Raw genomic sequence first — 24,223 nt, 5'->3', positions numbered from 1 at the left:
CACACCGTTGTAACGTAGCTGACGCGCCGGCCAAACCGGAATACAGCCTCAGGTAAGCAACTTCGCCAGGTCATCGACGTTGCTTGCGCCCTCCAGTTCGCCAGTGGAAAGCTCCACATCGAATTGGTCTTTGATGTAAGAGCCCAGCTTGTTATCGCTGCCCATAATATCGCTCAGGGGTGTGTCGTCCAGAATGTCGTCCTCCTTGATGCCGTATTTGGAAGCAAGCAGCGCTTTTATTTCAGTTTTGGTAGCCATGGTAGGTTCCTTACGTTGGGTTACGGCGATGGGCATCAATACTCTGCCCGCTTGGTACAGCCTTGTAAGTCGTTCGGTCTGTCAATGCTTGCACCGGCAATGCGTTGCCCGGGCACCGTCATCGGGTTGACTGACTTGCGCACGTCCGCACCCGGATCGGACATGCAAAATCCCTATCGTGCAGCGCTTTATTCACCTGCGATACTACAACTCGTCATACAGCGCCTAGGCTTTGGTTATGTTGGCCAAATGCTCCATGTAGATCGTTGTCACCGAAGTGTTAGAACCCGAGAGGTGGCGGGATACCGAGACCCACAGGTTTCCTATGGATCCATAACTTGAAAGCGTGCCGACCTCGACGGTGCCATCTTTTTTCTCCACTCGAACTTGCTGGCCCATGAACTTTTTTGCCAAGGCATAGATGGCAGCAGGCGATTTAGCACGCTCGGCGCTATCGAGCGCATCGGCGATCTCTTGCGCAGCCGTGGCGACGTCTTTTGCGGCCTGTACGGTTTCATCGCACGCCACGACTGTTCTGTCGGCCTGGCCCGCTGTATCAGCCTGTTCGGCGCGTTTTCGAGCCGCAGTCGCTTGTGCGCCAGCTGCACGAGCTCTAGCGATCGCGTCGAGGGCTTTTTGGGCTTCAATGGCCACATGACTCTCTTTGAAAACGGAACGGCCGGCATCTTGCTCGGCCCTGGCGAGCGCCTCAAGGGCTTGCTTTTCTGCCTGGCGAGCCTTATTGACCGCAGCGGTCGAGATCGCCTTGCGCTTCTGTGCCGTTGCATTTTTCTCCGCTTCGGCCTTGCGCTTGGCCTCGGCGGCAGCCTCTGCTTCGGCCTTGCGCTTGGCCTCGGCGGCAGCCTCTGCTTCGGCTTTGCGCTTGGCCTCGGCGGCAGCCTCTGCTTCGGCCTTGCGCTTGGCCTCGGCGGCAGCCTCTGCTTCGGCTTTACGCTTGGCTTCGGCAGCAGCCTGCGCTTCGGCCCTGCCCTTGGCGTCAGCATCATTGCCATGTTGCCCCTGCGGTTCGCTCCCTGCAGGCGAGTTCGAGCTATCCGAGTCCATGATGCCCTTGACCTGCGCGCTGAACGCTTCACCGCCATCCATGGCGCTATAGGCCATCTGGATCACGATATCGGTCACAAGGCACTCATCACCCTTGAACAGGACGGCATTGGCCTGTGCGCCACCAGGGAATGACAGAACCCAGCTGGAGATGGCCCCAGTGCCCTCAAAGGGTTGGTAACGGGTGTCGTCCTTGGGGCCCGGTTGCAAATCGAAGTTTCGGCTCAGTTCTTTGGTGTACCAAACGGCCGCTTGCTGATTGGGACGCAGATCGCGCAACAGGTTGTCTTCACTGCCTTCGCTCGCCAGATACAGGCGCTGGGCGCCGGCACTGTCGTTGCTGAGCAACACCAGGTTGCGCGTTTGGGTGAGCATCGCGGCAACCGATCCAGAAAGGGTTTTGTCACCTGCTTTGAACGTCAGGACGATGCGTTCGACGCGGCGCAGGTAATGCCCGGGGTATTGTTCGTCGAAATGCCGGGCAGTCAGGTCGAACGGAACTTCGCCATCCTTGATGCGCTTTTGTAACGCGGCGGCGTTCCAGCCCATGCACTTGCACAGCGACAGGTCCAGGCGGATGTCCAACGTGCGTTCGTTGTTGCTGATCGCGGCGACGTCCATCTGGATCAGGTCACGCTCCAGAGCCTCCCCGGCAAGCATGCCGCGCCAGTTGTCGAGCCAGCCGTCGGTGCGTATCCACGTCGTGCGGAAGTCGCCCAGTTCGTACTGCAAGCTGGCTTCGGCCATCAGGCACAACGACAGAGTGGCGTCATAGGCCGTGCTGTAGATATCCGACAAACGACCGATCAACCACAGGTAGGTCGGATGGCTGGCGAAGACCGAGGTGATGACTTGGTACTCGGCCTGATGCGCCGCTTGCATGGCGCGGGCCTCAGCCACGGCGATTTTTGCAGCACGCATGTGAATGTCCTGCTCGAGTAGCTGGCCGTCGACGACCTGCACCTCCAGGTTCGCCTGGTCGGCCTCGAACTGCCATTGCTGGGCGCGCAGCTGGTAGTCGGCCTGCAGGCGCAGTTCGTCTTTGGCCATGAGAGCCAGTTCGCTGGCGATATCGAGCAAGGTGGCGTTCGTAGCCACACCTTTACCGGGTCGGTTGCCGCCGAATGCCATGCCATAGATGGTAGGTACGGTGGCCTCCAGGATGCCGCTTGAAGCGACATACACGACTGAAATACCCTTGGCCACTTGTGAGGTGTAGGCCATGGCTTGCGATGCATGCTCCAGGTCGGTGACGCCTTCATCCACCAAGCCTTGGTAATACCCCAGGCGATGCTGGATCATGCGCTTGCTGGCCAGCAAGGTGTCCCGACCACGCTTGGCCGCTTCAAGCGCCTGCTCCTGCAGGCGGCATGGGAAGTCCAGCAGTTTGACGACATTGGCCTTGCTCACCAGGGCCAGCTTTTGCTGACCTTCGGCCTCATAGAAGCGCATCAGTGTTTGCCCAAGCTCGATCAACTGGAGCACGGCGGCGTCAGCGCTCTTGCGCACCTCGCTGTAACGGCAGGGCGGTACCGGCCGCGCTATCTTGAGGCCACCGCCCTGTGCCAGCCCATGGCCGCCGTAACCCAGCCCCGCTGGGTTGTAGGTCTGGGTTTCGAGCAGCACCGGCGCGGGTTTGCCATCCAGGGTGAGGCCGTGCCGGAGGTTGAACAGCCGATTGCGCAGCAGGTCACGCAGCGCCACGAGCTTGTCGTTGAGCGGAGGGACGAAATCCTTGGGACGGGCATCGGCGAGCGTCGACGCCTTCACCGGTGCGCTGGAGAAATGTTCGGGCAGCGGACCGATTAGGCGCAGGGCATTGTCGTAGCAGAGGGCGGCTTCGATCAGTGTGTCGCGGGTCAACTGGCGGTAAAGGTCGTCACCCTGGCGCTGCCAGCTTTCGGCCACGAACAGGTGCAGCGCTTTGCGGTACCGCTCGGGGGTCGCATAGGCCAGCAGGTCGGGGTCGTTCTCTGCGGGGCTGGCGTCGAACCCTGTGGCTGCATTGAGCGGTTGGCTCATCCAGTACAGGGGTGCATGGTTGCCCTCCGGGACCCAGGTGCGGTAGGGGTCGAACAGATGGCGCGTGCACCAGCGCCAGGCCGCGCGGTACTCGCGGTTCTGCCGCAATTGCCACGCCACCAGGAAGGGCACGTGGAAGAACAGCTCCCAGAAATACATGCCGTTGGCACTGCGAAAGTCGACGGTGCTGTGTTCGTCCGTCGAGGCCAGCGCAGGCTCGGGCAGGCACTGCGCCTCCCACGACAGCGCCCGCTCCACCGACTGGGTGGCCAGCGCTACCAGTTGCTTGCCGAACAGCGTATTCAAGCGTATGTGCGGCACTGAGGGAGCGGCCAGCTTGCGGTTGGCCTCGGCAAAATCGATGTAGAGTGCCTGCGCCAGGTTGCGCCTGATATGCACGCTGGGTACCACGTCGTCCGGTTGCTCCTTCCATTCGAACGCCTGAGAGGCCGAGCCAAGTTCGTTGTTGTCTGTGTCATGCACCGTGGCTTTGAAGGTGTAGTTGGGCAGGTCCTTGGGCAGTGGGCAGCGAAACAGCACACGCCCGTCGCCTTTGACGGACAGGGTGCTTTCATACTGCATGGTGTGGGCGGGGTCGATATAGAGCAGGATCTTTCTGCAGGCAGCGGGGTGCAAGTGGCGTAGACGGACCGCCGATTCCAGCGAAATCTCTTCAGGCAGGGCGGCACCACTGCTTTTCAAGGCCTCGACTTCTTGGGCGATAAGGGCGTTGATGGCATCCGCGCGGTTCAACGTGCCAGCTTTGTTGACCGCATCTTCGATCGCGAATGCCCCGGTTGCGTTTTGAGGGGCGGGGAGATCGAGGAGTGAGTTGAGCGCTGTTTCAGTAATGGAGCGATTCTTCAGAAGGTCTTTTTTGAATTTACTGAATTCAGCGGGCGAATCGGTAGCGAACGCTTTGATTTTTGCCAGTTTGAAGTCGTTCAGCAGCGCCTGTTCCGAGGTGGACAACGTCCACGTCGGGCTGTTTGTATCGGCGGTTTCAATGGAAAGTGAGACGGACACGTCGTTCATGTGAAAATGAGGGCGTAGGGGTAGTGTCAATGTTTCACGGGTATTTCTTGTGTGCGCATAAAAGCATCCAAGTTTGAGCAGCTTGTTCCTGACGATCTCCGGTACCGCAACTTCGGGGAGGGAATACGCGGAGCCGTTATAAATTTCGACAAAGCGAGTTGCGATGTATTTTAAAGTTTCTCCTTTGCTGGGATTGTTGATGGAAATGCTAGGTTGGGATGGCAATTGAATTGACTCAACGTCCTGCAGATGTGAGCCAAGAAATATAATATTGAAAACAACATCGTAATCTTTAGTAATTATAGGGCCTGTTTTGTTGATGCGCTTTATTTGCTCTACGCTGCATGTGGCCACTGGGCCGTGCATAGGACGCTCTATGATGTAGTACTGCTTGATGCGTTCAATTTCAAGATTAGAATTCAACCAGATCTTGACATCGGACTGACCTGCATTCACCAGCGTCTTGAAACTAAAAGCAGGCGTCGTTCGTATGGCATAGTCTTTGGCTTGAGTTTCAGTGAGCCCTTTCCATTCGATATGCGTTGTCTCCGTCGCTTCCAACGTCATCAACGCACCGACATACGGGTGCTGCACCACACGGGGGTCGCGGAAAAACCGCAACCAATTGGACACCAAGCGCGATTCGATAGGCTTCTTGGCCGTGGACACGGCGTCCAGCGTTTTGTGTTCCAGCAGTAGCAGATCTTTGCTGACGATGAAATAAGCGTGTTTGTTCTTCCAGTCAGGGACGTCCTCAATCGACGGTATGTCGGCCTTAGCACTGTCGAACAACAGGACCGTCAACCAAGGATCGTTGACCCGATCGCCCATGTTGTTGAGCATCACCGCCAACCCTGGCTGATACGCCTTGGTTTTCAAGAATGCGTTGCTCGAGGTCGAACCGCCGACCGGGCTTTTCAACGTGGCGCTGGTGTCGAACTGGCCATTCTCATCATGGCCATCTAGCCGCAGCAGTTCATTGGGCGCGCTCCAGGCGCCATCGGTTTGCTGGAAGCTGAAACACACCCGCAATGGGTAATACTCACTGGCTCGGTTGTTGGCTCCCAAAGCGATGGCGGTCGTCTCCCACTCCGCCCAGACGACATAGCGCCGACCGGCGATGATGACGGGGCGAACCAACTCGATGTGGGTCCGTTCGTCTTGCGCGAGCAGTGTGTCTTCAGTCGCTTTCAATGCTTCGGCGGCTTCCCTTTTGGTCTGCTCGGCGGCCGTTTCGGCATCGGTTTGCGGATTGCCTGCAATGTATTGCAAGGGCGACGTCGTCGACAGTTGCGTGCGTGCGAGGACGCCGGAAAGCCCGAGCGTGATCTTTTCCCATTCCCCCCAGGCGAGCATGCTCGGAGCCCCGTCTTGATCGCGCTGTCGCAGGTCCAGCGTGCGCCAGTAGTACTCGATGGGTTCAACGTTGGTCTTGCCGATGAAGTGGTAGGTGTCCTGCAGCGGCGAGGTGCCGTCGGCGTAGGCCGAAATGGGTTGGATGTTGCTGAGCTTCTCAAACGTGCTCAAGTAACCCACCATAGCCGTCTGGATGTCCTGCGGCTGGCATTTGCCTTGCGCGAGCAGGTTTTCGAGCTCCGTGAACACGCTCGTCTTGCGGGTGCGGCGGGTGGGGTCGATGAAGTTCTGAGGCTCGTTGCGCACCTGCTGGCGCAGCTTCCAATGCTCGTAACGGCTGGCGAACTCGTTCCACTCCTCCCGTTCTGCCTCTTGCAGCAAGGTGTGGCGGTAGCCGTTCTCCTGGCGCGAGTACACCTGGTGCAGGTAGCGCTGCAGGCTGGCGATCGCGGAAACCATCCGGGTGGTGCGCGGCTCATAGGACACCTTCACGTCGATCAACAAGTAATCGGTCAGCGCCTGCACGCTGGTGACCCCGCTGCGCTGTGCATCGCCAGGCGCCCATTCAGCGAGCATGAAGTTCACCAGCGCATCGCGCCACGCCACGCTCAGCTGCTCGTCCAATCGCTTGCGCTGTGTGGCCGTGCAGCTCTGGCGCAGTGCGGTAGACACCTGTTCGAACGAAACCGCAGCCGTGGCCGCAGGTAATTGGCCGATCTCGACCAGCGCAGTCACCGAGAGGCTATGTTGCTGTGCCAATTCCAACAGCCTGAGCAGGCGGTCGATTTGCCCCAAGGTGGTCGGAGGCGCCAGGGCGGTCAGTTGGGCGAGGCTGGCTTTGGGCTCGCCCAGCAGCGATTCCAGCACGGTCCATGCAGTGGCGGCTTTGTCAGCGGGTGGAGTGCCGTCCTCGGTCGTGTTCGCGTCCGCCAGGTACTGAATGACGTCGCTTTCGTTCTTGTCTGCAGGCAGCTTTGCCAGCAACGCTTTGTAACGGCCCAGCAGGTAGACCGTCGACAGGTCGAGATCGCGCAGGCCGGCTTGCGAGTCCGCCAACAGGTCGAACCATGCGGGATCGTCGACCAGCTGCTTGAGCATGCCGGTGCTCAGTTCCACTGATTTGACGAACGTGCTGTAGCGGTCCAGCCGCGCCCAATCATTGATATCCTGATCAGAGAAACAAGCCTGTGGCGCCAGTTGTTCATCTGCACGTTTGCGCTGGATGGCACGCAGGTTGTCATAGAAAGACTGATTGTCCAGCCCCGCCCATTTCAACAGCGGCGCCACTTTTGCCAGGTCGTCGAGCTGCAGCGCGGTTTGGATGCAACCCTGTAGTTGTTCCAGGTCGGCATCGAGCTGTACGTCCAGGCAGACGCTTTCCCAATGCGGGCGAAACACCGAGACCTCTGACTGCAGCATCAGGTAGAGCTGGTCGGCGCCCCAGTGCTGTGACTTGAACCAGCGCATCGTATCCATCACGCCAACGATCACGTCCACGATGTCTGCCTGCGCTTGGTCACCGCCAAGGGTAGGAATGCCTGCCAACTGCGTCTTGTAAGTCGAATCGTGCTGATTCAGCAGTGCCAGCAGCAGCATCCCTTCCTTGGGTTTGACGCCGAACAGGCGTGGCAGGGCCGTCAGCCTGTAGCATGCCGACACCACTTCGAGGGACCGTGCGGGGCGGCTGAGGCCCTGTGCGTCGACGACCCATTCCAAGGCCGCCCGCAGCACGGTTTCATCCACCTTGAAGGCCAGGCACAACTGCTTGACGGTCAAGGCATCGGGCCCGTCGCTGGCCTTGGGGTCGAACTCGCCGCCGTCGAGCTGCAATACCGAACCCTGGCCCGACGGCTCCTCGGTGCTGGCCGGGGCGAACAGCTGGTCGTAGAACGGCCGGTGTCGATGGGTGCCGTAGACCGATATTTCCGACAGGAAGGCTGCGTACTGGTGGGCACCGACACCGTGGTTGAGTTGCAAATGACGGAACAGGCCAAGGGCCCGTAGCGTGGCTGCGGTAATGGGGTGTTCATCGCCTTCGTGTTCTGCCCAAAGCGCCTCCGCCAGCAGCAGATCGGCCTCTTCGGGCTCAAGCGCCAAGGCCCGCTGGATCAGCACGATGCGCTGCAGCCGTCCCAGGTGCTCGTCGGTGATGCCGCTGATGTCTACGGTCGTGACGTTCGCGTCGGGCTGGGTGAGGTACAACGGCGTCTTGAAGTCGTTGAGGTATTGCGCGCCGTACAGTTCGCTGGATCCCGAATAGTAATCGGCGGCCGACACATGGCGGCTGAGCACCACGGAGGTTGCACTGTCGCCGACGGCACTGACGGCCAATAAACGACGCAGTTCCTTGCGCGTCAGCCCCAGCGCCTTGCTCACCGCCTGGGTGGTGGTCAGGCCGCTCAAGGACGAATCGGCCGATTGATTGGCCAGCAACAGTGTTCGCAGCTGCGGGGCAAAGCCGCTGCTCAGGGCGATGGCCGCACGCTGGTCCGCGTGGGTCAGGTAATCGAGGACGAACGAGGGGTGGTGCACGTCGGACGCGCGAAGCACATCCAGCAGTGGCAGCTGCTTGAACATCAGAGCGGCTTTGAATGCCTCCCAGGCCGTGTCGAAGGGAAGGCTGCCCTTGTATACCGTGCTGGTCACCGCCTGTTGCAGGGTTTGCCCCTCCGGCACGGCTTCGCGCGCCCGGCTTTCGAGCAGGCCCAAGACCAAGCGCAGGTTCGGTATGGCCTTCTTCGCGTTATGGTCGTCCAGTTCGAGGCGTAGCAGATCAGGCCGCCGTGTGCGCAGGGTGATGGGGCTTGCCACGTCGGCGCGGACTTCCAAGGTTTCTATCAGCCCCTTGAGGTACACCAGGTAGGCGGCATGGCTAGTGTTGGCCTGCAGTGCGCCGGGAGCACAGCGCGTGCTGGCATCCGGGAACAGGCTCATGTAGGCCGCGCTATCCTTCTGGCTGGTTGGCAGCGCGTCATGCGGCACCGTGGTGTTCTCGGTCATGGTCGATCCTCTGGTCAAGGGAGGGGCGCACGACTGGCTGTGTCCACTGAGAGCCACGGCGACCGGTTGGCATGAACTTAACGCGTGGTGCACTGGACCGCATCTGGCAGAATTGCCAGGTGGATGGGGTTCGATGGGGGCGGGCAGGGGACCGTCGTCGCCGGGCTGCCATGGCTTTGCGCGTATGACGAAACAACTCGGCGGCGGTGACGAACAAGAAGAAAAGTCGGCCTGGGAGGGCTTGGGTCGCTCATGGGCTCAGGAGCGTACCCAGCACCTCCAGGCTTTCACATGAACCTAGTCGCGCGCTTGCACGGGGGGCTCTTGGCTGGGAGGGTCACCCACGGTGGGCGGAACGGTCGGCTGAGTCGGCAGGTCGTCGGGCTCACGCTCAGGTTCGGGTGGGGGGAGCGTAGGGTCGTCGATGTTCGGATCAGGGGTTTCCGGTGGAGTAGGGATGTTCATGATCGCGCCTCGCAAACAGCTGATTGAAGGGTGCGTCTGTTCAGACACGCGCCGGTGGTCAAACGCTCCGTTTTTTATTGAACCCCATCCCCAGGTGCTGCTCTGAACCCTTACCGTCCAAGCTAAACGGAGCAAGGTTCGATGTCACGTAATGAGCCCTTTGAGAGCGTGCCCATGGCGAATGATCACCCGGACCAGGCCGTCAGCCTGTCCCAGGCGCTGCTGGCCCCGCGGATCGTGATCGAGGACGTCCAGCCGTCCCTCGATGGCGGTACCTTCGCCACCAAGGCCGTGCGCGGCCAGCCGGTCGACGTGTCGGCCAAGGTCTACTGTGACGGTCACGATCAGTTGGCCGTGATGCTCAACTGGCGTCAGGCCAACAGTCGGGTCTGGCACTGCGTGCCCATGGAGTCGGCCGGCAACGACCTGTGGCTGGCGCAGTTCACGCCCGGCGAGTTGGGGCCGCACCTCTACAGCATCGAGACGTGGATCGACCCGTATGCCACGTTCTGCTACGACCTGGGCAAGAAGTTCAATGCCGGCGTCGAGGTCAAGCTGGAGCTCGAAGAAGGGCGTCTGCTGCTGGGCAAGGGCATCGAACGCACCGAAGGCGCACTGCGCGAGCAGCTGGACACCTTGCAGCAGGGGCTGGCCCATCAATCGATCGATGATCAGGTGACGACGTTGCTGTCCCCGGACACCGCTCGCCTCATGCACCAGGCCGAACACCGCACCTACCTGACCCGCAGTATCGAATTCGCCGTCGACGTGGACCGCGAGGCGGCGTTGTTCGCCAGCTGGTACGAGCTCTTCCCACGCTCGATCACCGACGACAAGGCGCGCCACGGCACCTTCAACGACGTGCACTCGCGCCTGCCGATGATCCGTGACATGGGCTTCGACGTGCTGTACTTCCCGCCCATACATCCGATCGGGCGTCAGCACCGTAAAGGTCCGAACAACTCGCTGCATGCCGGCCCGGACGATCCGGGCAGCCCGTACGCCATCGGCAGTGCCGACGGTGGCCATGACGCGATTCACCCACAGCTAGGCTCGCGCGAGGACTTCCGGCGCCTGGTCGCTGCCGCGGCCGAGCATGGCCTGGAAATCGCCCTCGACTTCGCCATCCAATGCTCCCAGGACCACCCGTGGCTGACCGAGCATCCCGGTTGGTTCAGCTGGCGCCCGGACGGCACTATCCGCTACGCCGAGAACCCGCCGAAGAAATACCAGGACATCGTCAATGTCGACTTCTACGCCGCCGATGCCGTCCCGTCGCTGTGGCTGGCTCTGCGCGACGTAGTGATCGGCTGGGTCGAGGAGGGGGTCAAGACCTTCCGCGTCGACAACCCGCACACCAAGCCGCTGCCGTTCTGGCAATGGCTGATCGCCAATGTGCGCAGCCAGTACCCGGACGTGCTGTTCCTCGCCGAAGCCTTCACCAAGCCTGCGATGATGGCGCGCCTGGGCAAGGTCGGTTATGCCCAGAGCTACACCTACTTCACCTGGCGCAACACCAAGAAGGAACTGACCACCTACTTCGAGGAGCTCAACGAGGCCCCGTGGCGCGACTGCTACCGGCCCAACTTCTTCGTCAACACGCCGGACATCAACCCGTTCTTCCTGCAGCACTCGGGGCGTGCGGGCTTCCTGATCCGGGCTGCGCTGGCGACCATGGGGTCGGGCCTGTGGGGCATGTACTCCGGGTTCGAGCTGTGCGAAGGCGCGGCGCTGCCAGGCAAGGAAGAATACCTGGACTCGGAGAAGTACGAGATCCGCCCGCGCGACTACACCCAGCCGGGCAACATCATCGCCGAGATCGCCCAGCTCAACCGGATCCGTCGTCAGAACCGTGCCCTGCAGACACACCTGGGCGTGGCATTCTTCAACTGCTGGAACGACAACATCCTGTATTTTGCCAAGCGCACGCCGGAGCGGGACAACTTCATCCTCATCGCCATCAGCCTGGACCCGCACAACGTCCAGGAAGCGCATTTCGAGCTGCCCTTGTGGGAGCTGGGGCTGGATGACGACGCCCAGACCCATGGCGAGGACCTGATGAACGGCCATCGCTGGACCTGGTACGGCAAGACGCAGTGGATGCGCATCGACCCGGCGTATCAGCCGTTCGGGATCTGGCGCATCGAAAAGGCCTCGTAAGCGCTGACGCCCCCGGGTCACCGTCACGGGTGATGCCGGGTCTTGCGTCGTCTGTTTCGTGGGCAAACCTGTTCCCACAGGGGCCGCGAACCGGACGAGAGACAGGGCCGTCGTGGAGGCCCGCCTGGAACTGAAAGGAGTCGCACATGGCCAAGCGTTCTCGCCCGGCAGCCTTCATCGATGACCCGTTGTGGTACAAGGACGCGGTGATCTACCAGCTTCACGTGAAGTCGTTCTTCGACGCCAACAACGACGGCGTCGGCGACTTCGCCGGCCTGATCGGCAAGCTCGACTACATCGCTGAGCTGGGCGTGAACACCTTGTGGTTGTTGCCGTTCTACCCGTCGCCACGGCGCGATGACGGCTACGACATCTCCGAATACAAGGCCGTGCACCCTGACTACGGCACCATGGCCGACGCCAAGCGCTTCATCGCCGAAGCACACAAGCGCGGGCTGCGGGTCATCACCGAACTGGTGATCAACCACACCTCCGACCAGCACCCCTGGTTCCAACGCGCGCGCCATGCCAAGCCTGGCAGCAAGGCACGTGACTTCTACGTCTGGTCGGACACCGACCAGAAGTACGACGGTACGCGGATCATCTTTCTCGACACCGAGCACTCCAACTGGACCTGGGACCCGGTGGCGAAGCAATACTTCTGGCATCGCTTCTACTCCCACCAGCCGGACCTCAACTTCGACAACCCTCAGGTGCTCAAGGCGGTCCTGGGGGTGATGCGCTTCTGGCTCGACCTGGGGGTCGATGGATTGCGCTTGGACGCCATCCCGTACCTGATCGAGCGTGACGGGACCAACAACGAGAACCTGCCCGAAACCCATACGGTGCTCAAGGCGATCCGTGCCGAGATCGATGCCCATTACCCCGACCGCATGCTGCTGGCCGAGGCCAACCAGTGGCCGGAAGACACACGTCCGTACTTCGGTGAAGGCGATGGCGACGAATGCCACATGGCGTTCCACTTCCCGCTGATGCCGCGCATGTACATGGCTCTGGCCATGGAAGACCGTTTCCCGATCACCGACATCCTGCGCCAGACGCCGCCCATTCCGGCCAACTGCCAATGGTCGATCTTCCTGCGCAACCACGATGAGCTGACGCTGGAGATGGTCACCGACCGTGAGCGGGACTACCTGTGGAATCATTACGCCGAAGACCGCCGCGCACGCATCAACCTGGGCATCCGTCGGCGCCTGGCGCCGTTGCTGCAGCGTGACCGCCGCCGCATCGAGCTGCTGACCAGCCTGCTGCTGTCCATGCCAGGCACGCCGACGTTGTATTACGGTGACGAGCTGGGCATGGGCGACAACATCTATCTGGGTGACCGCGATGGGGTGCGTACGCCCATGCAATGGTCGTCCGACCGCAATGGGGGGTTCTCGCGCGCCGAGCCGCAGCGCCTGGTGCTGCCGCCGGTCATGGACCCGTTGTACGGCTACCAGACCATCAACGTCGAAGCCCAGTCTCACGACACGCATTCGTTGCTCAACTGGAACCGTCGGTTGCTGGCGGTGCGAGCCCAGCAAAAGGCCTTCGGCCGCGGCACCATGACGCTGCTGTCGCCCAGCAACCGACGCATCCTGGCTTATCTGCGTGAGTACACCGATGCGCAGGGCAACAGCGAGACCATTCTCTGCGTCGCCAACGTCTCACGCGCAGCGCAAGCCGCCGAACTGGACCTTTCGGCCTATGCCGAACGGGTGCCGGTAGAGATGCTTGGCGGCAGCGCCTTCCCACCGATCGGCCAACTGCCGTTCCTGCTGACCTTGGCGCCTTACGGGTTCTACTGGTTCCTGTTGGCGCCCCGTGAACGCATGCCGCACTGGCATGTCGAACCTGCCGAGGGGTTACCCGAATTGACCACATTGGTATTGAAAGCCCGCATGGAAGAATTGCTCGACAGCCCCTCCCGAGACGCCCTGCAGGACACCATCCTGCCCCAGTACCTGCCCAAGCGACGCTGGTTCGCCGGCAAAGAAGGGCCGCTCGACCAGGTTCGCCTGCGTTATGGCGTCCGCCTGGAGACGGCCACCACGCCTGTGCTGCTCAGTGAACTCGAAGTCACCAGCAATGGCACCGTCAGCCATTACCAGCTGCCGTTCGGGCTGCTGGCCGAAGACCAGGTGCAAGCGGCCCTGCCGCAGCAGCTGGCGCTGTCGCGGGTCCGCCGCAAAGGCCAGGTCGGCCTGATCACCGACGCCTTCGTGCTCGAACCGTTCGTGCGTGCCGTGTTGCAGGCCTGTCAGGATCGCAAGCGCCTGGCCAGCAGTGCGGGCGAATTGCGGTTTGAATCCACCGAGCAACTGGCCAGCCTTGGGCTGAATGCCGACAGTTCGGTGCGCTACCTGGGGGCCGAGCAGTCCAACAGTTCGGTGGTGGTCGGTGACAAGCTCGTGCTCAAGCTCATTCGCCGCGTCAACGGAGGCATCCATCCTGAACTGGAGATGAGCGCCTACCTGACGGCCGCAGGCTTTGCCAATATCTCGCCCCTGCTGGCCTGGGTCGAGCGGGTGGACGAACAGCAGCCGCACCTGTTGATGATTGCCCAGGGCTACCTGAGTAACCAGGGCGATGCCTGGGCGTGGACCCAGGACACGCTGGAGCGGGCGATCCGTGACGAACTCGAGCCTGGCGTCACCGACCAGGAAGGCCGCGCCAATGCGCTGGCCGAGTTGAAGGACTTCGCTGCCTTGTTCGGCCAGCGCCTGGGCGAGATGCACGTGCACCTGGCCCAGCCCACGGAAGACGAGGCCTTCGCGCCACGGGCCAGCACCGAACAGGACAGCAGTCAGTGGGGGCGGCAGATCACTGCCGAGCTGGAGCACGCACTGGACCTGCTCGTCCAGCACCGTGGTGCGCTGGACCGCGAGGCGCAAGCCCTGGTCGATGACCTGCAACAGCAGCGCCAAGGGCTGCTGCAGCATGTCCAGGGCCTGGCCGACCAGGCGCAAGGCGGTGTGCTGATCCGCGTGCATGGCGACCTGCATCTGGGGCAGGTGCTGGTGAGGCAGGGCGATGCCTACCTCATCGACTTCGAGGGCGAACCCTCCCGGCCCCTGGAGGAGCGTCGCGCCAAGCTCAGCCCGTTCAAGGATGTCGGCGGCGTTCTGCGTTCGTTCGACTATGCTGCTGCCATGCTGCTGCGCGGCAGCTCTGGCGTCGATGTTTCCGATGCGGCGCAGCAGGCCCGGCAGCGGATTGCCCGGCGGTACCTGCATCAATCACGGCACGCGTTCATCGAGGCGTACGACCAGGCCACTCTTAAGTTGCCTCACGCCTGGACTCAAGGCGATGACGAAGGCAGACGTGCGGCGCTGGACCTGTTCACCTTGGAGAAGGCGGCCTACGAAATCACTTACGAAGCCGAAAACCGGCCAAGCTGGCTGGCTGTGCCCTTGCATGGCCTGCATGGACTGATCAGTACCTGGGGAGAGTCATAAATGAATGCAAGTACGCGCGACAACGGCGGCCTAGGGCGACGGGACCTCGATGCCCTGGCCCGCGCCGAGCACGCCAACCCGTTCTCGGTATTGGGGCCGCACGGTGATGGCGCGGGTGGTACCTGGGTCCGCGCGTTTCTGCCCAACGCCTTGAGGGCTCAGGTCATCGCGCGCGACGATGGTCGTGTGCTGGCCGACATGCACCAGGCCACGTTGCCCGGGCTGTTCTTCGCACACCTGGAACACGAGCAGGCCTATCAGCTGCGCATCAGCTGGGCCAGCGGCGAGCAAGTGACCGAAGACCCCTACAGCTTCGGTCCGCAACTGGGCGACATGGACATGTACCTGTTCGCCGAAGGCAACCACCGCGATCTGTCGGGCCGCTTCGGTGCGCAACCGACCCAGGTCGATGGCGTGGACGGGGTCTGTTTCTCGGTCTGGGCGCCCAATGCCCGCCGCGTTTCGGTAGTCGGTGACTTCAACAGCTGGGACGGGCGCCGTCACCCGATGCGCCTTCGCCACGAGGCCGGCGTCTGGGAGCTGTTCGTTCCCCGGCTGGGCGTGGGTGAAACCTACAAGTTCGAAGTGCTCGGCAAGAACGGTGTGCTGCCGCTCAAGGCCGACCCCTTGGCCCGCGCCACCGAGCTGCCACCCAGCACATCGTCCAAGGTCGCAGGGCCGCTCGGGCATGAGTGGCAAGACCAGGCGTGGATGGAGCAGCGCAGCCAGCGACACGGGCTGGACCAGCCGCTGTCCATCTACGAGCTGCACGCAGGCTCCTGGCGCTGCAAGCTGGACGAAGCGGGGGATGTCGCAGGATTCTACAACTGGCGCGAACTGGCCGAGAGCCTGGTGCCCTATGTCAAGGAACTCGGCTTCACCCACATCGAACTGTTGCCGATCATGGAGCACCCCTTCGGCGGCTCCTGGGGTTACCAGCCCCTGTCGATGTTCGCACCGACCTCACGTTACGGCTCGCCGGAAGATTTCGCAGCCTTCATCGACGCCTGCCACCAGGCCGAGATCGGCGTGCTGCTCGACTGGGTGCCGGCGCATTTCCCTACCGACGAACATGGTCTGGCCCAGTTCGACGGTACGGCCCTCTATGAGTACGACAACCCGTTCGAGGGCTACCACCAGGATTGGAACACGCTGATCTACAACCTGGGGCGCAACGAGGTCCGCGGCTTCATGATGGCGTCGGCGCTGCACTGGCTCAAGCACTTCCACATCGACGGCCTGCGGGTCGACGCCGTGGCGTCGATGCTGTACCGCGACTATTCGCGCAAGCATGGCGAGTGGGTGCCGAACCGCTACGGCGGTCGCGAGAACCTCGAGGCGATCGACTTCCTGCGTCACCTCAATGGCGTCGTCGAGTACGAGGCTCCCGGTGCCCTGATCATCGCCGAGGAATCCACCGCCTGGCCAGGCGTCAGTGCGCCAACGCAAGAAGGTGGCCTGGGCTTCTCGTACAAGTGGAACATGGGCTGGATGCACGATTCGCTGCACTATATCCAGAACGATTCGATCTACCGGCCCTACCATCACAACGAGCTGAGCTTCAGCCTGCACTATGCGTTCTCCGAGCAGTTCGTCCTGCCGATTTCCCACGATGAAGTGGTGCACGGCAAGCATTCGCTGATCGACAAGATGCCGGGCGATCGCTGGCAGAAGTTCGCCAACCTGCGGGCGTACCTCACCTACATGTGGACGCACCCGGGCAAGAAACTGCTGTTCATGGGCTGTGAATTCGGACAGTGGCGCGAGTGGAACCACGACAACCAGCTGGACTGGTACCTGCTGCAACAGTCCGACCATCAGGGCGTGAAAAGCCTGGTGAGCGACCTCAACCGTCTGTACCGCGAACTGCCGGCGCTGCATGAGCAGGACGGCAAGCCTCAAGGGTTCCAGTGGCTGGTGGGGGACGATGCGCGCAACAGCGTGTTCGCCTGGCTGCGGTGGAGCAGCGAGGGGCAGCCGGTTCTGGTGGTAGCCAACTTCACACCGGTGCCACGTGAGGGCTACCGTATCGGGGTGCCTTTCGGCGCGCAATGGCAGGAAGTGCTCAACAGCGATGCCGAGGGGTACGCCGGCTCCAACATCGGCAACTTCGGCACCGTGGGCAGCGAACCGGTGCCTGCCCATGGCCAGCCGTTGTCGCTGACCCTGCAATTGCCGCCCTTGGGCGTGTTGATCATGAAGCCCGCCTGAGGTTGATCCCTGGAGGTCGGGCTCTGCAGCCTTACCTTCCAGGCGATCGGCACGGTGCCTGGGTCACTCGCCCAGGCGCTGCTCCCGCGACGGGGGATAGCCGAAGTACGCCGCATAGCACTTGCTGAAGTGCGACACCGACACGAACCCACACGCCACTGCCACTTCCATCACCGACAGGTCCGAATACTGCAACAGTCGGCGGCTCTTGGTGATGCGCAGCTCCATGTAGTAGCGGCGTGGCGAGGTGCCCAGTTGCGCCTGGAACAGACGGTCGATCTGCCGACGTGAGCGCCCGCTGTAGGCGGCCAACTGATCGAGGCTGAGCGTCTCCTCCAGGTTGTTTTCCATCAGCTCGACGATGGTGCGCAGGTGCAGGCTCATGGACTTCTTCGCCCCTGGCCCGACCTGACGGTAGCGCGCGCCGGAAAACGACAAAATCTCCTCGACGCCTTCGGCCAGCCCATCACCGTGCAGGCGACGCACCAGGCTGAGCATCATCTCCATGGCGCCGTTGGGGCTGGCGGCGGTCAGCCGGTCGCGGTCCAAGGTGAAGCTGGCCGGGGTGATCCGTGTCTGCGGACTGCGCTCGGCGAGGCTGGCCCGCTGCTCGGGGTGCACACTGCACCCGTAGTCGGCCAGCACGCCGGCACGGCCCAGGAACCAGGCGCCATTCCACAGCCCGCCCAGGTGCAGCCCATGGGCGTCGCAGTCCACGAGCAGGCGATCCAGCTCCGGGTACTTCAACGGCGTGCGCAGGCCGCCGCAGATGATCAGCAGGTCCAGATCCCGCAAGGCGCGTGGCTCAAGCTCCCCTGCGATCAGTTCCAGGCCCAGGTCGCTCAGCACGCGCTCGCCATCCAGCGACAAGGGTGAGAAACGGAAGCTGTCGGTGCGCAGGAGGTTGGCCGTGACCAGCACATCCATGGCCACCGTGAAGCTGGCCATGGAAAAGTGCTCCAACAGCACGAAACCCACGCCATAGGAGGGCGTGACGTCGGCGGCGGTCGGCTTGAGCCTGACCATATTGGTGGTGCTGGCTTTCTTGCTGAACTGGCGGATGGTGGGCACTGCGGGCTCCCTGGACAGGCTGGCGCCGATGAGTGTGCTCGCCGGCTTGGGGAAAGACAACCAGACGCTGCGGCAGGGCGTGCCTGGAGGCGACCGTGGCGTGCCTCCGCGCGCGCCGACACGGCCGGTTCGGTTATCCTGTCGGCCCTCATGATGCTCTGGAGCCTCGCGCGTGAAACGGTTACTGCTATTGATGTGCCTGTTGCCGGGCCTGGTCCATGCCTTGGAACCCGGCGAGCGCCTCGCTCCCTGGACCCTGCTCGATCAGCACGAGCGACCCTACACCCTGACGCCGGACACGCGTGTGCTGCTGGTCGCGCGTGACATGCAAGGCGCCAAGCTGGTCAAGGCCGCCCTGGCCGAGCAGCCGGCGGGTTATCTCGAGGCTCGCGGCGCCGTCTTCGTTGCCGACATCGAGCGCATGCCGGCCGTGATCAGCACCTTGTTCGCCATCCCGGCCATGCGGGGCTACGCCTACCGGGTCATGCTCGATCGCCAGGGCCGAGTCGCCGAGCGTTATGCCGTGCCTGACGCCAGTGTGCGGCTCATGCGCCTGGACCACGGTACGCTGGTGGCGCAAGAGACCTATGTCGACGCTGAGGCCCTGAAGCAAGCGCTGGATGCCAGCCCGACGTCCCCCTGAAGCGGGGCGTTGCACAGGTCGGTCGCATGGGATGAAACCTGCGATTCTGGCCCTGGCTAGCAATAAAATGTTACTGATTCAAGGGCTGCGACAACAGGCCGCACGCCGTATTTCAAGGGCTGGAGACCAATGGCCCGTCGTCGGGTGGAAGCGCACTTCATGCCATGCCAGAATGCGCCCGTCGTCGCCTGGCCCTGCCCAAGGGCCGGCACCTTCCCTGTAAAGGATGGTTCCATGAATGATCTGTTGACCCGGCGCACGCTCGTTGCCGGAATGGGCGTACTGGGCCTTGGCCTGCTCGCCGGGTGCAGCCCGGCCCGTGGCCTGGAGTTCAAGTACGGCAAGAACATGAGCAACGAGATCCTCGGTCGTTCGTTCCGCCTGAAAGACACCGAGGGTAACGTGCGTACCCTGTCCAGCTTCTACGGCTCGATGCCGATGATCTTCTTCGGCTTCACCCAGTGCCCGGCGGTCTGCCCGACCACGCTGGCGCGCGCGGTGCAGATCAAGAAGCTGATGGGCCGTGACGCCGGCTTCCTGCAAGTGGTGTTCATCACCTTGGATCCCGAGCGTGATACGCCTGAGGTGCTGGATGCCTACGTCAAGGCGTTCGACCCGTCCTTCACCGCGCTGACCGGCACCCCGGAAGAAATTGCCGAGGTAGCCAAAGAGTTCAAGGTGTTCTACGAGAAGGTGCCCGAAGGGGATACCTACACCATCTCTCATTCGTCCACCAGTTATGTCTACGACTCCCGTGGCACGCTGCGCCTGAGCCTGTCGCACTCGCTCAATGCCAAGGAATGCACCGAAGACCTGCTTACCCTGATGGAGATCTGCTGATGCCTGTTTCCCGTTCCGTTCTTGCGCGTGGCCTGGCCATGGCCCTGGCCAGTCTGGCCCTGCCGGCTCTGGCCGACACCACGGTCAGCGATGCCTGGGTGCGCGCCACCGTGCCGCACCAACCGTCCACCGGTGCGTTCATGACGCTGACCGCCAGCACCGACAGCACACTGGTGAGCGTCGCTTCGCCGGTGGCCAAGAACGTGCAGGTACACGAGATGACCATGAAGGGCGATATCATGGGCATGCGCAAGGTCGACGCCTTGCCCTTGCCTGCCGGCAAGGCGGTGAGCCTGGACCCCAATGGCTACCACGTCATGCTGATGGGGCTGAATACCCAGGTGAAGGAGGGCACCGAAGTGCCGCTGACCTTGACGGTCGAGGATGACAAAGGCGAGCGCCAGGTCATCGAGGTCAAGGCACCGGTGCGTGCGTTGACCACCTCCGCCGACCACGGTCACGCCATGCACTGACGCAACGATGGCGCCGGACCAAGGTCGGGCGCCATCGTGTGTCGGCATGCCTCGTCGAGCGCAAGGCCCGGCGCAGGCGCGTGCCTAGCGCACGTGCAATCAGTTCGGGAACAGTTCGCCCAGCTTCATCGACAGCATCATGTCGCCTTCGACGCGCAGCTTGCCGCCCATGAAGGCCTGCATGCCGTCGAGCTCGCCGCTGACGATGTCCTTCAGGGTCTGGCTGTCCATGACCAGGGTGCAGTTGGCATCCGGGTTTTCGCCTTCCTGCAGCTCGCAGGTGCCGTCCTTGACGATCAGCGCGTAATGCTTGTCTTCATCGGTGACGTTGAAGCCGAACACCAGGTCCAGCCCTTGGGCGGCGGCTGGGTTGAACTTCTCTTGCATCTTTTTCACGGCATCAGCTACGGAGGTCATGGCATGTTCCTTGTCGTGGAGGTCAGGAGGTGCGTACGGCAAGCGTTCGCCCTCGAAGGGGCCGAAACGCTCCGAGGGTAGGGCGCGGCTCGAAGGCTGTCAACGGAAAAACATACAAGCGTTTGAAAAGGTCGTTTGAACCCGTTTCAGGGCATGTGGAACGCTGGCGAGGCATCCGACGCACCGGTATGCTGGCAGGCCTGACGCGCCGTGAGGGCGTGGGTTCAATGAGGAGTCACCGTGGAGTTTCTTGCCGAATACGCAAGCTTTCTAGCCAAGACCGCAACCGTGGTCATCGCCTTGCTGATCGTCCTGTCGGCCATCGCCGGTCTGCGCAGCAAAGGCCGCCGCAAGCCAGGCGGCCACCTGCAGGTCACACGCTTGAACCAGTTCTACGACGGCCTGCGCGATCGCCTCGAAGCAGGCCTGTTCGACAAGGCCGAACTCAAGGCCCTGCGCAAGCACAAGGCCAAGGCCGAGAAGAAACAGAAGAAGCAGCAAGCCACAGAGGACAAGGGGCGCGTGTTCGTCCTGGACTTCGATGGCGACATCAAGGCCTCGGCCACCGAAAGCCTGCGCCATGAAATCACCGCCTTGCTGAGCATGGCCACCGCACGTGACGAAGTGGTACTGCGCCTGGAGAGCGGCGGGGGCCTGGTCCACAGCTACGGCCTGGCCGCCTCCCAGCTCGCGCGCATACGCCAGGCCGGCGTCCCGCTGACCATCTGCATCGACAAGGTGGCCGCCAGCGGCGGTTACATGATGGCCTGCATCGGCGACAAGATCATCAGTGCGCCGTTTGCCATCCTCGGTTCGATCGGCGTCGTGGCGCAGTTGCCCAACATCAACCGGCTGCTGAAGAAGCATGACATCGACGTCGAGGTGCTGACCGCCGGTGAGTACAAGCGCACCCTGACCGTATTGGGCGAGAACACCGAGAAGGGCCGCGAGAAGTTCCAGGAAGACCTGGACGTCACGCACCGGCTCTTCAAGGATTTCGTCTCCCGCTACCGCCCGCAGCTGTCCATCGATGAAGTCGCCACCGGCGAAGTCTGGCTGGGTGTCGCGGCGCTCAATCGTCAGCTGGTCGACGAACTGCGCACCAGCGACGAGTACCTCAACGACCGCGCCCGCGAGGCTGGCGTGTTCCACCTGCACTACGCCCAGCGCAAGAGCCTGCAGGAACGCATCGGCATGGCCGCCAGCGGTTCGGTGGAGAATGCGCTGGTCGGGCTATGGAGCAAGTTGAATCGTCTGCGCTAAGGCCTTGAACCTTCTGGAAATTTTTTGAGGGGAGGGGGTTGCAAGGTGGATCGAATGCGGACATAATGGCGCCCATCGAAACGCAGCAGACTCTTGGAGTCGAGCGGTTCGAGGTGAAGGAAGGCGAAAAGCTGACCTGATCCGACTTTGAGGCCGAGTAGCAAAGTGGTTATGCTCCGGATTGCAAATCCGTCTACGCCGGTTCGATTCCGACCTCGGCCTCCATATTCGAAAGCCCCGCAGATCTTGGTCTGCGGGGTTTTTCTTTGGGCGCTAGAAAGCCAAGCGTTCCGAAACTTTTCGGCATGAGTTCCAAAACTCGGTCACTTTGTGGGGCTGGCGATGGCTCCCACGCGGCGGTACACCCGTTCGGTGATCCCCTCTTTGGAATGTCCCAGCAACAGGCTGGCTTCTGCCACATCGTTGATCTCCGAAGCGGCCTTGGGCCGAATGTCCCTGGATTGGAATTGGGCAATATGGTTGGCCAAGTCTGGCTTCAATAAGCGACCGAGCGAAATTATTCCCATCCTGTCATTCCTGAGCACGTTGAGGACTGATCCAAAGAACCTGACCCTTGAATTGGATTTTTTGTGCCTGGAGAATGTGCAGATACCCACTGCCAGGGTGGCCTGAAAGGGAGCTTGGACGCGGATAAGCCGGTAGTGACGCGACGGATAAAACTGGCAGCCCTGACGATCACACGGCCTTGCATACGGATCGGTTCGATGCAGGCAGAGCCAGACCCCTCTGAAGAGGTGTCGCGTGAACAGATCAAGCGCTCAGAAAATCCAGAGAAGCAGCGTAGAAGCACCTATACGGACGGAGAAGCACCTTTTTCATAGTAGCGTCTCCTGCTCAATGCAACGCGGCACAGCCGAATCCCCGGCAAGCACCGGGATTCTCTGTATGCAGATGCGTACGGTTTTGCGATACTCAAACGCCATCAATCTAGGGAAGACGTTGATGCGCTTTCGCTCTGTACCGGCTCTGGTTCTGTTGTCACTCCTGACGGGTTGCGTTTCCGCCCCACCCCTCAATTTCTCGTTACAGGACGTCGAGCCTTCAAAACGCTCGATAGACGCCGACTTGCGCAGCGTCTCCGTATCATTTGCAGCCCCTTCCGAGCAAACAGGAGAGGTTCCTTCTAACGGTGAAGGCATACCGCTGCTTTGGGAGCGAGCGCTAGTCGAAGCGGTGAACAAACGCTCGGTTTTTGACGATGATTCCGTGAACAAAGTGAATCTCTTCGTCAAAATCAAGCAGCTTGACCTACCGGCAGGTGGTCTCACCATGGTTACCGATGCTACCGCTAGCTATTTACTTGTTAGCAGGAAGAGTGGCGCGACGCTCTTGCAGCAGACAATCACTACGACGGGCTCGGTTCCTCCTGGATACGCGTTTTACGGTCATGTCCGCGCTAAAGAGTCCATCAATCGGGCTGTACAGAATAATATCCGTGAGTTCCTAGACAGGCTAGATTCATCCAGTAGGTAATTATTGGCCGAGGCTAGCGACCTGAGCGGTTAGTTCGTTTTCCAACCTATCACCCCATACGGCACGCCCTATGTTCCCGGGCTAGTGATTACGCATGCCTTGAGCAATTGCTCCATTCGCCTTGCAGCCTGCTGATGCCGTCACCTTGAAGAGCTAGCTGCGTATGAGGACGTTGGAGCAAAGCCTTGCCCAACGAGCGCAGATCCTGTTGTTGCTCGATGAAGGGGTCGCGTCCATGGCTATCTGCGAACAGGTGCAGATCATTACTTCAACCGTGTTCAAATGGCACAAGCGCTACGTTGAAACGGCCTCGACGGTCTGAAGGACTTGCCGCGTAGCGGGTAGCCCTTGAAGTTGGCTGCTGACAAGATCAAGGAAATCCTGACCCTGACGATCCATCGGGTGCCCAAGCAAGCCAACCACTGGAGCGTGCGGCTGATGGCCTGACATGCCTGTGTGACAATCTGGCAAGTCCGGCAGGTCTGGGCCGCCTCCGATTTCAAACGCCATTGCCTGAGAACCTTCAAGACCAGCAACGATCCGGTGTTTGCCGAAAAAGTAATCGACGTGGTCGGGCTGTACCTCAACCCTCCAAATAACGCCATTGTGCTTTCAGTCGACAAGAAGACCCAGATCCAGGCGCTGGGTCGCACCTTTTTTTTAGCGGTGCCACCTGCGGCATGTCTACTGAAGGTGCTAAGGCTTTTCTGTCAGTTTGTATCAAAATCTCTAAGGTAACTGTATGATCCGCGCTGAAACATCTTGACAAGCTAGAGGTGTGAAGCGGCAATGGGAATTTTAAGGTTTTTATTGGCGGCTTTAGTTGTCGTCAGTCATATGGCGTATACAGTGCAGGGCTTCAATCCAGGTGTGTGGGCGGTGGTCATTTTCTACATACTTGCGGGTCACGTGGTGGCGAAGCTCTGGGCGCACAGGCCCCATGAAAAATTGCTTGACTCGATATTGTGGTTTTATAAAGATAGAACGCT

Annotated in this window: 14 protein-coding genes, 1 tRNA gene and 1 pseudogene; 11 read left to right on the top strand and 5 right to left on the bottom strand. The window is 61.4% G+C overall.

Annotated elements, in window-relative coordinates:
- Window positions 1-48 precede the first annotated feature (48 nt).
- Window positions 49-258 (bottom strand): hypothetical protein, encoded by a 210-nt coding sequence (locus tag APT63_11495; GenBank protein AMA46198.1) that lies wholly within the window; start codon window positions 256-258, stop codon window positions 49-51.
- A 225-nt stretch (window positions 259-483) separates the two neighbouring features.
- Window positions 484-8,736, bottom strand: coding sequence for a hypothetical protein (locus APT63_11490; GenBank protein AMA46197.1), 8,253 nt, complete (start codon window positions 8,734-8,736; stop codon window positions 484-486).
- A 291-nt stretch (window positions 8,737-9,027) separates the two neighbouring features.
- Here APT63_11490 and APT63_11485 point away from each other — a divergent pair, with 291 nt between their 5' ends.
- From APT63_11485 to APT63_11470, 4 genes are all read left to right on the top strand, one after another.
- On the top strand, window positions 9,028-9,228 hold the full coding sequence (locus tag APT63_11485; protein ID AMA46196.1) for a hypothetical protein: 201 nt from the start codon (window positions 9,028-9,030) through the stop codon (window positions 9,226-9,228).
- A gap of 114 nt (window positions 9,229-9,342) precedes the next feature.
- Window positions 9,343-11,361, top strand: coding sequence for an alpha-1,4-glucan--maltose-1-phosphate maltosyltransferase (locus APT63_11480; GenBank protein AMA46195.1), 2,019 nt, complete (start codon window positions 9,343-9,345; stop codon window positions 11,359-11,361).
- 146 nt (window positions 11,362-11,507) lie between these two features.
- Entirely contained in the window at window positions 11,508-14,822 is a 3,315-nt protein-coding gene (locus APT63_11475) for an alpha-amylase (protein AMA46194.1), read from the top strand.
- Window positions 14,823-17,033: a glycogen-branching enzyme gene (locus APT63_11470; GenBank protein ID AMA46193.1), complete on the top strand. Its 2,211-nt coding sequence runs from the start codon at window positions 14,823-14,825 to the stop codon at window positions 17,031-17,033.
- 63 nt (window positions 17,034-17,096) lie between these two features.
- Here APT63_11470 and APT63_11465 read toward each other — a convergent pair whose 3' ends face one another.
- Window positions 17,097-18,104 carry an AraC family transcriptional regulator gene (locus APT63_11465; GenBank protein ID AMA46192.1) on the bottom strand — a complete coding sequence of 336 codons (1,008 nt, stop codon included), beginning with the start codon at window positions 18,102-18,104 and terminating at the stop codon, window positions 17,097-17,099.
- A 193-nt stretch (window positions 18,105-18,297) separates the two neighbouring features.
- On the opposite strand from APT63_11465, the gene APT63_11460 reads away from it, so the two are divergent.
- The 3 genes from APT63_11460 to APT63_11450 all read left to right on the top strand — a co-directional run bounded on the left by APT63_11460 (window position 18,298) and on the right by APT63_11450 (window position 20,060).
- On the top strand, window positions 18,298-18,747 hold the full coding sequence (locus tag APT63_11460; protein AMA46191.1) for an FAD/FMN-containing dehydrogenase: 450 nt from the start codon (window positions 18,298-18,300) through the stop codon (window positions 18,745-18,747).
- 234 nt (window positions 18,748-18,981) lie between these two features.
- A complete protein-coding gene (locus tag APT63_11455) occupies window positions 18,982-19,587 on the top strand; it encodes a photosynthetic protein synthase I (protein ID AMA46190.1) in 606 nt (201 codons plus the stop codon).
- Entirely contained in the window at window positions 19,587-20,060 is a 474-nt protein-coding gene (locus tag APT63_11450) for a transporter (GenBank protein AMA46189.1), read from the top strand. The genes APT63_11455 and APT63_11450 overlap by 1 nt, the downstream gene beginning before the upstream one ends.
- Window positions 20,061-20,159: 99 nt before the next feature.
- On the opposite strand, the gene APT63_11445 is transcribed toward APT63_11450, so the two are convergent.
- Window positions 20,160-20,477: an SCP-2 family sterol carrier protein gene (locus APT63_11445; GenBank protein AMA46188.1), complete on the bottom strand. Its 318-nt coding sequence runs from the start codon at window positions 20,475-20,477 to the stop codon at window positions 20,160-20,162.
- Window positions 20,478-20,717: 240 nt separating this feature from the next.
- On the opposite strand from APT63_11445, the gene APT63_11440 reads away from it, so the two are divergent.
- Together APT63_11440 and APT63_11435 are read left to right on the top strand one after the other, a co-directional pair.
- Window positions 20,718-21,740 (top strand): protease, encoded by a 1,023-nt coding sequence (locus APT63_11440; protein AMA46187.1) that lies wholly within the window; start codon window positions 20,718-20,720, stop codon window positions 21,738-21,740.
- A gap of 151 nt (window positions 21,741-21,891) precedes the next feature.
- A tRNA-Cys gene (locus tag APT63_11435) sits at window positions 21,892-21,965 on the top strand.
- A 98-nt stretch (window positions 21,966-22,063) separates the two neighbouring features.
- On the opposite strand, the gene APT63_11430 is transcribed toward APT63_11435, so the two are convergent.
- On the bottom strand, window positions 22,064-22,267 hold the full coding sequence (locus APT63_11430; GenBank protein AMA46186.1) for a hypothetical protein: 204 nt from the start codon (window positions 22,265-22,267) through the stop codon (window positions 22,064-22,066).
- 436 nt (window positions 22,268-22,703) lie between these two features.
- Here APT63_11430 and APT63_11425 point away from each other — a divergent pair, with 436 nt between their 5' ends.
- Together APT63_11425 and APT63_11420 are read left to right on the top strand one after the other, a co-directional pair.
- The gene (locus APT63_11425; protein AMA47867.1) at window positions 22,704-23,234 is read left to right on the top strand and encodes a UDP-N-acetylglucosamine acyltransferase; all 531 of its coding nucleotides are present in this window, start codon (window positions 22,704-22,706) and stop codon (window positions 23,232-23,234) included.
- Between the two features lie 438 nt (window positions 23,235-23,672).
- Window positions 23,673-23,888 (top strand): annotated as a pseudogene (locus tag APT63_11420) (DDE endonuclease).
- Window positions 23,889-24,223 lie beyond the last annotated feature (335 nt).

Origin of the sequence: Pseudomonas monteilii, assembly GCA_001534745.1 — a bacterium.
Taxonomy (GTDB): Bacteria; Pseudomonadota; Gammaproteobacteria; order Pseudomonadales; family Pseudomonadaceae; genus Aquipseudomonas; species Aquipseudomonas alabamensis.
This window is presented reverse-complemented; position numbering and strand designations above follow the sequence as displayed.

Excerpts from the sequence above, each read along its gene's own strand:
- APT63_11495 (AMA46198.1), bottom strand. The coding sequence starts at position 258 with ATGGCTACCAAAACTGAAATAAAAGCGCTGCTTGCTTCCAAATACGGC.
- APT63_11490 (AMA46197.1), bottom strand. The coding sequence starts at position 8,736 with ATGACCGAGAACACCACGGTGCCGCATGACGCGCTGCCAACCAGCCAG.
- APT63_11485 (AMA46196.1), top strand. The coding sequence starts at position 9,028 with ATGAACCTAGTCGCGCGCTTGCACGGGGGGCTCTTGGCTGGGAGGGTC.
- APT63_11480 (AMA46195.1), top strand. The coding sequence starts at position 9,343 with ATGTCACGTAATGAGCCCTTTGAGAGCGTGCCCATGGCGAATGATCAC.
- APT63_11475 (AMA46194.1), top strand. The coding sequence starts at position 11,508 with ATGGCCAAGCGTTCTCGCCCGGCAGCCTTCATCGATGACCCGTTGTGG.
- APT63_11470 (AMA46193.1), top strand. The coding sequence starts at position 14,823 with ATGAATGCAAGTACGCGCGACAACGGCGGCCTAGGGCGACGGGACCTC.
- APT63_11460 (AMA46191.1), top strand. The coding sequence starts at position 18,298 with ATGTGCCTGTTGCCGGGCCTGGTCCATGCCTTGGAACCCGGCGAGCGC.
- APT63_11455 (AMA46190.1), top strand. The coding sequence starts at position 18,982 with ATGAATGATCTGTTGACCCGGCGCACGCTCGTTGCCGGAATGGGCGTA.
- APT63_11450 (AMA46189.1), top strand. The coding sequence starts at position 19,587 with ATGCCTGTTTCCCGTTCCGTTCTTGCGCGTGGCCTGGCCATGGCCCTG.
- APT63_11445 (AMA46188.1), bottom strand. The coding sequence starts at position 20,477 with ATGACCTCCGTAGCTGATGCCGTGAAAAAGATGCAAGAGAAGTTCAAC.
- APT63_11430 (AMA46186.1), bottom strand. The coding sequence starts at position 22,267 with ATGGGAATAATTTCGCTCGGTCGCTTATTGAAGCCAGACTTGGCCAAC.
- APT63_11425 (AMA47867.1), top strand. The coding sequence starts at position 22,704 with ATGCGCTTTCGCTCTGTACCGGCTCTGGTTCTGTTGTCACTCCTGACG.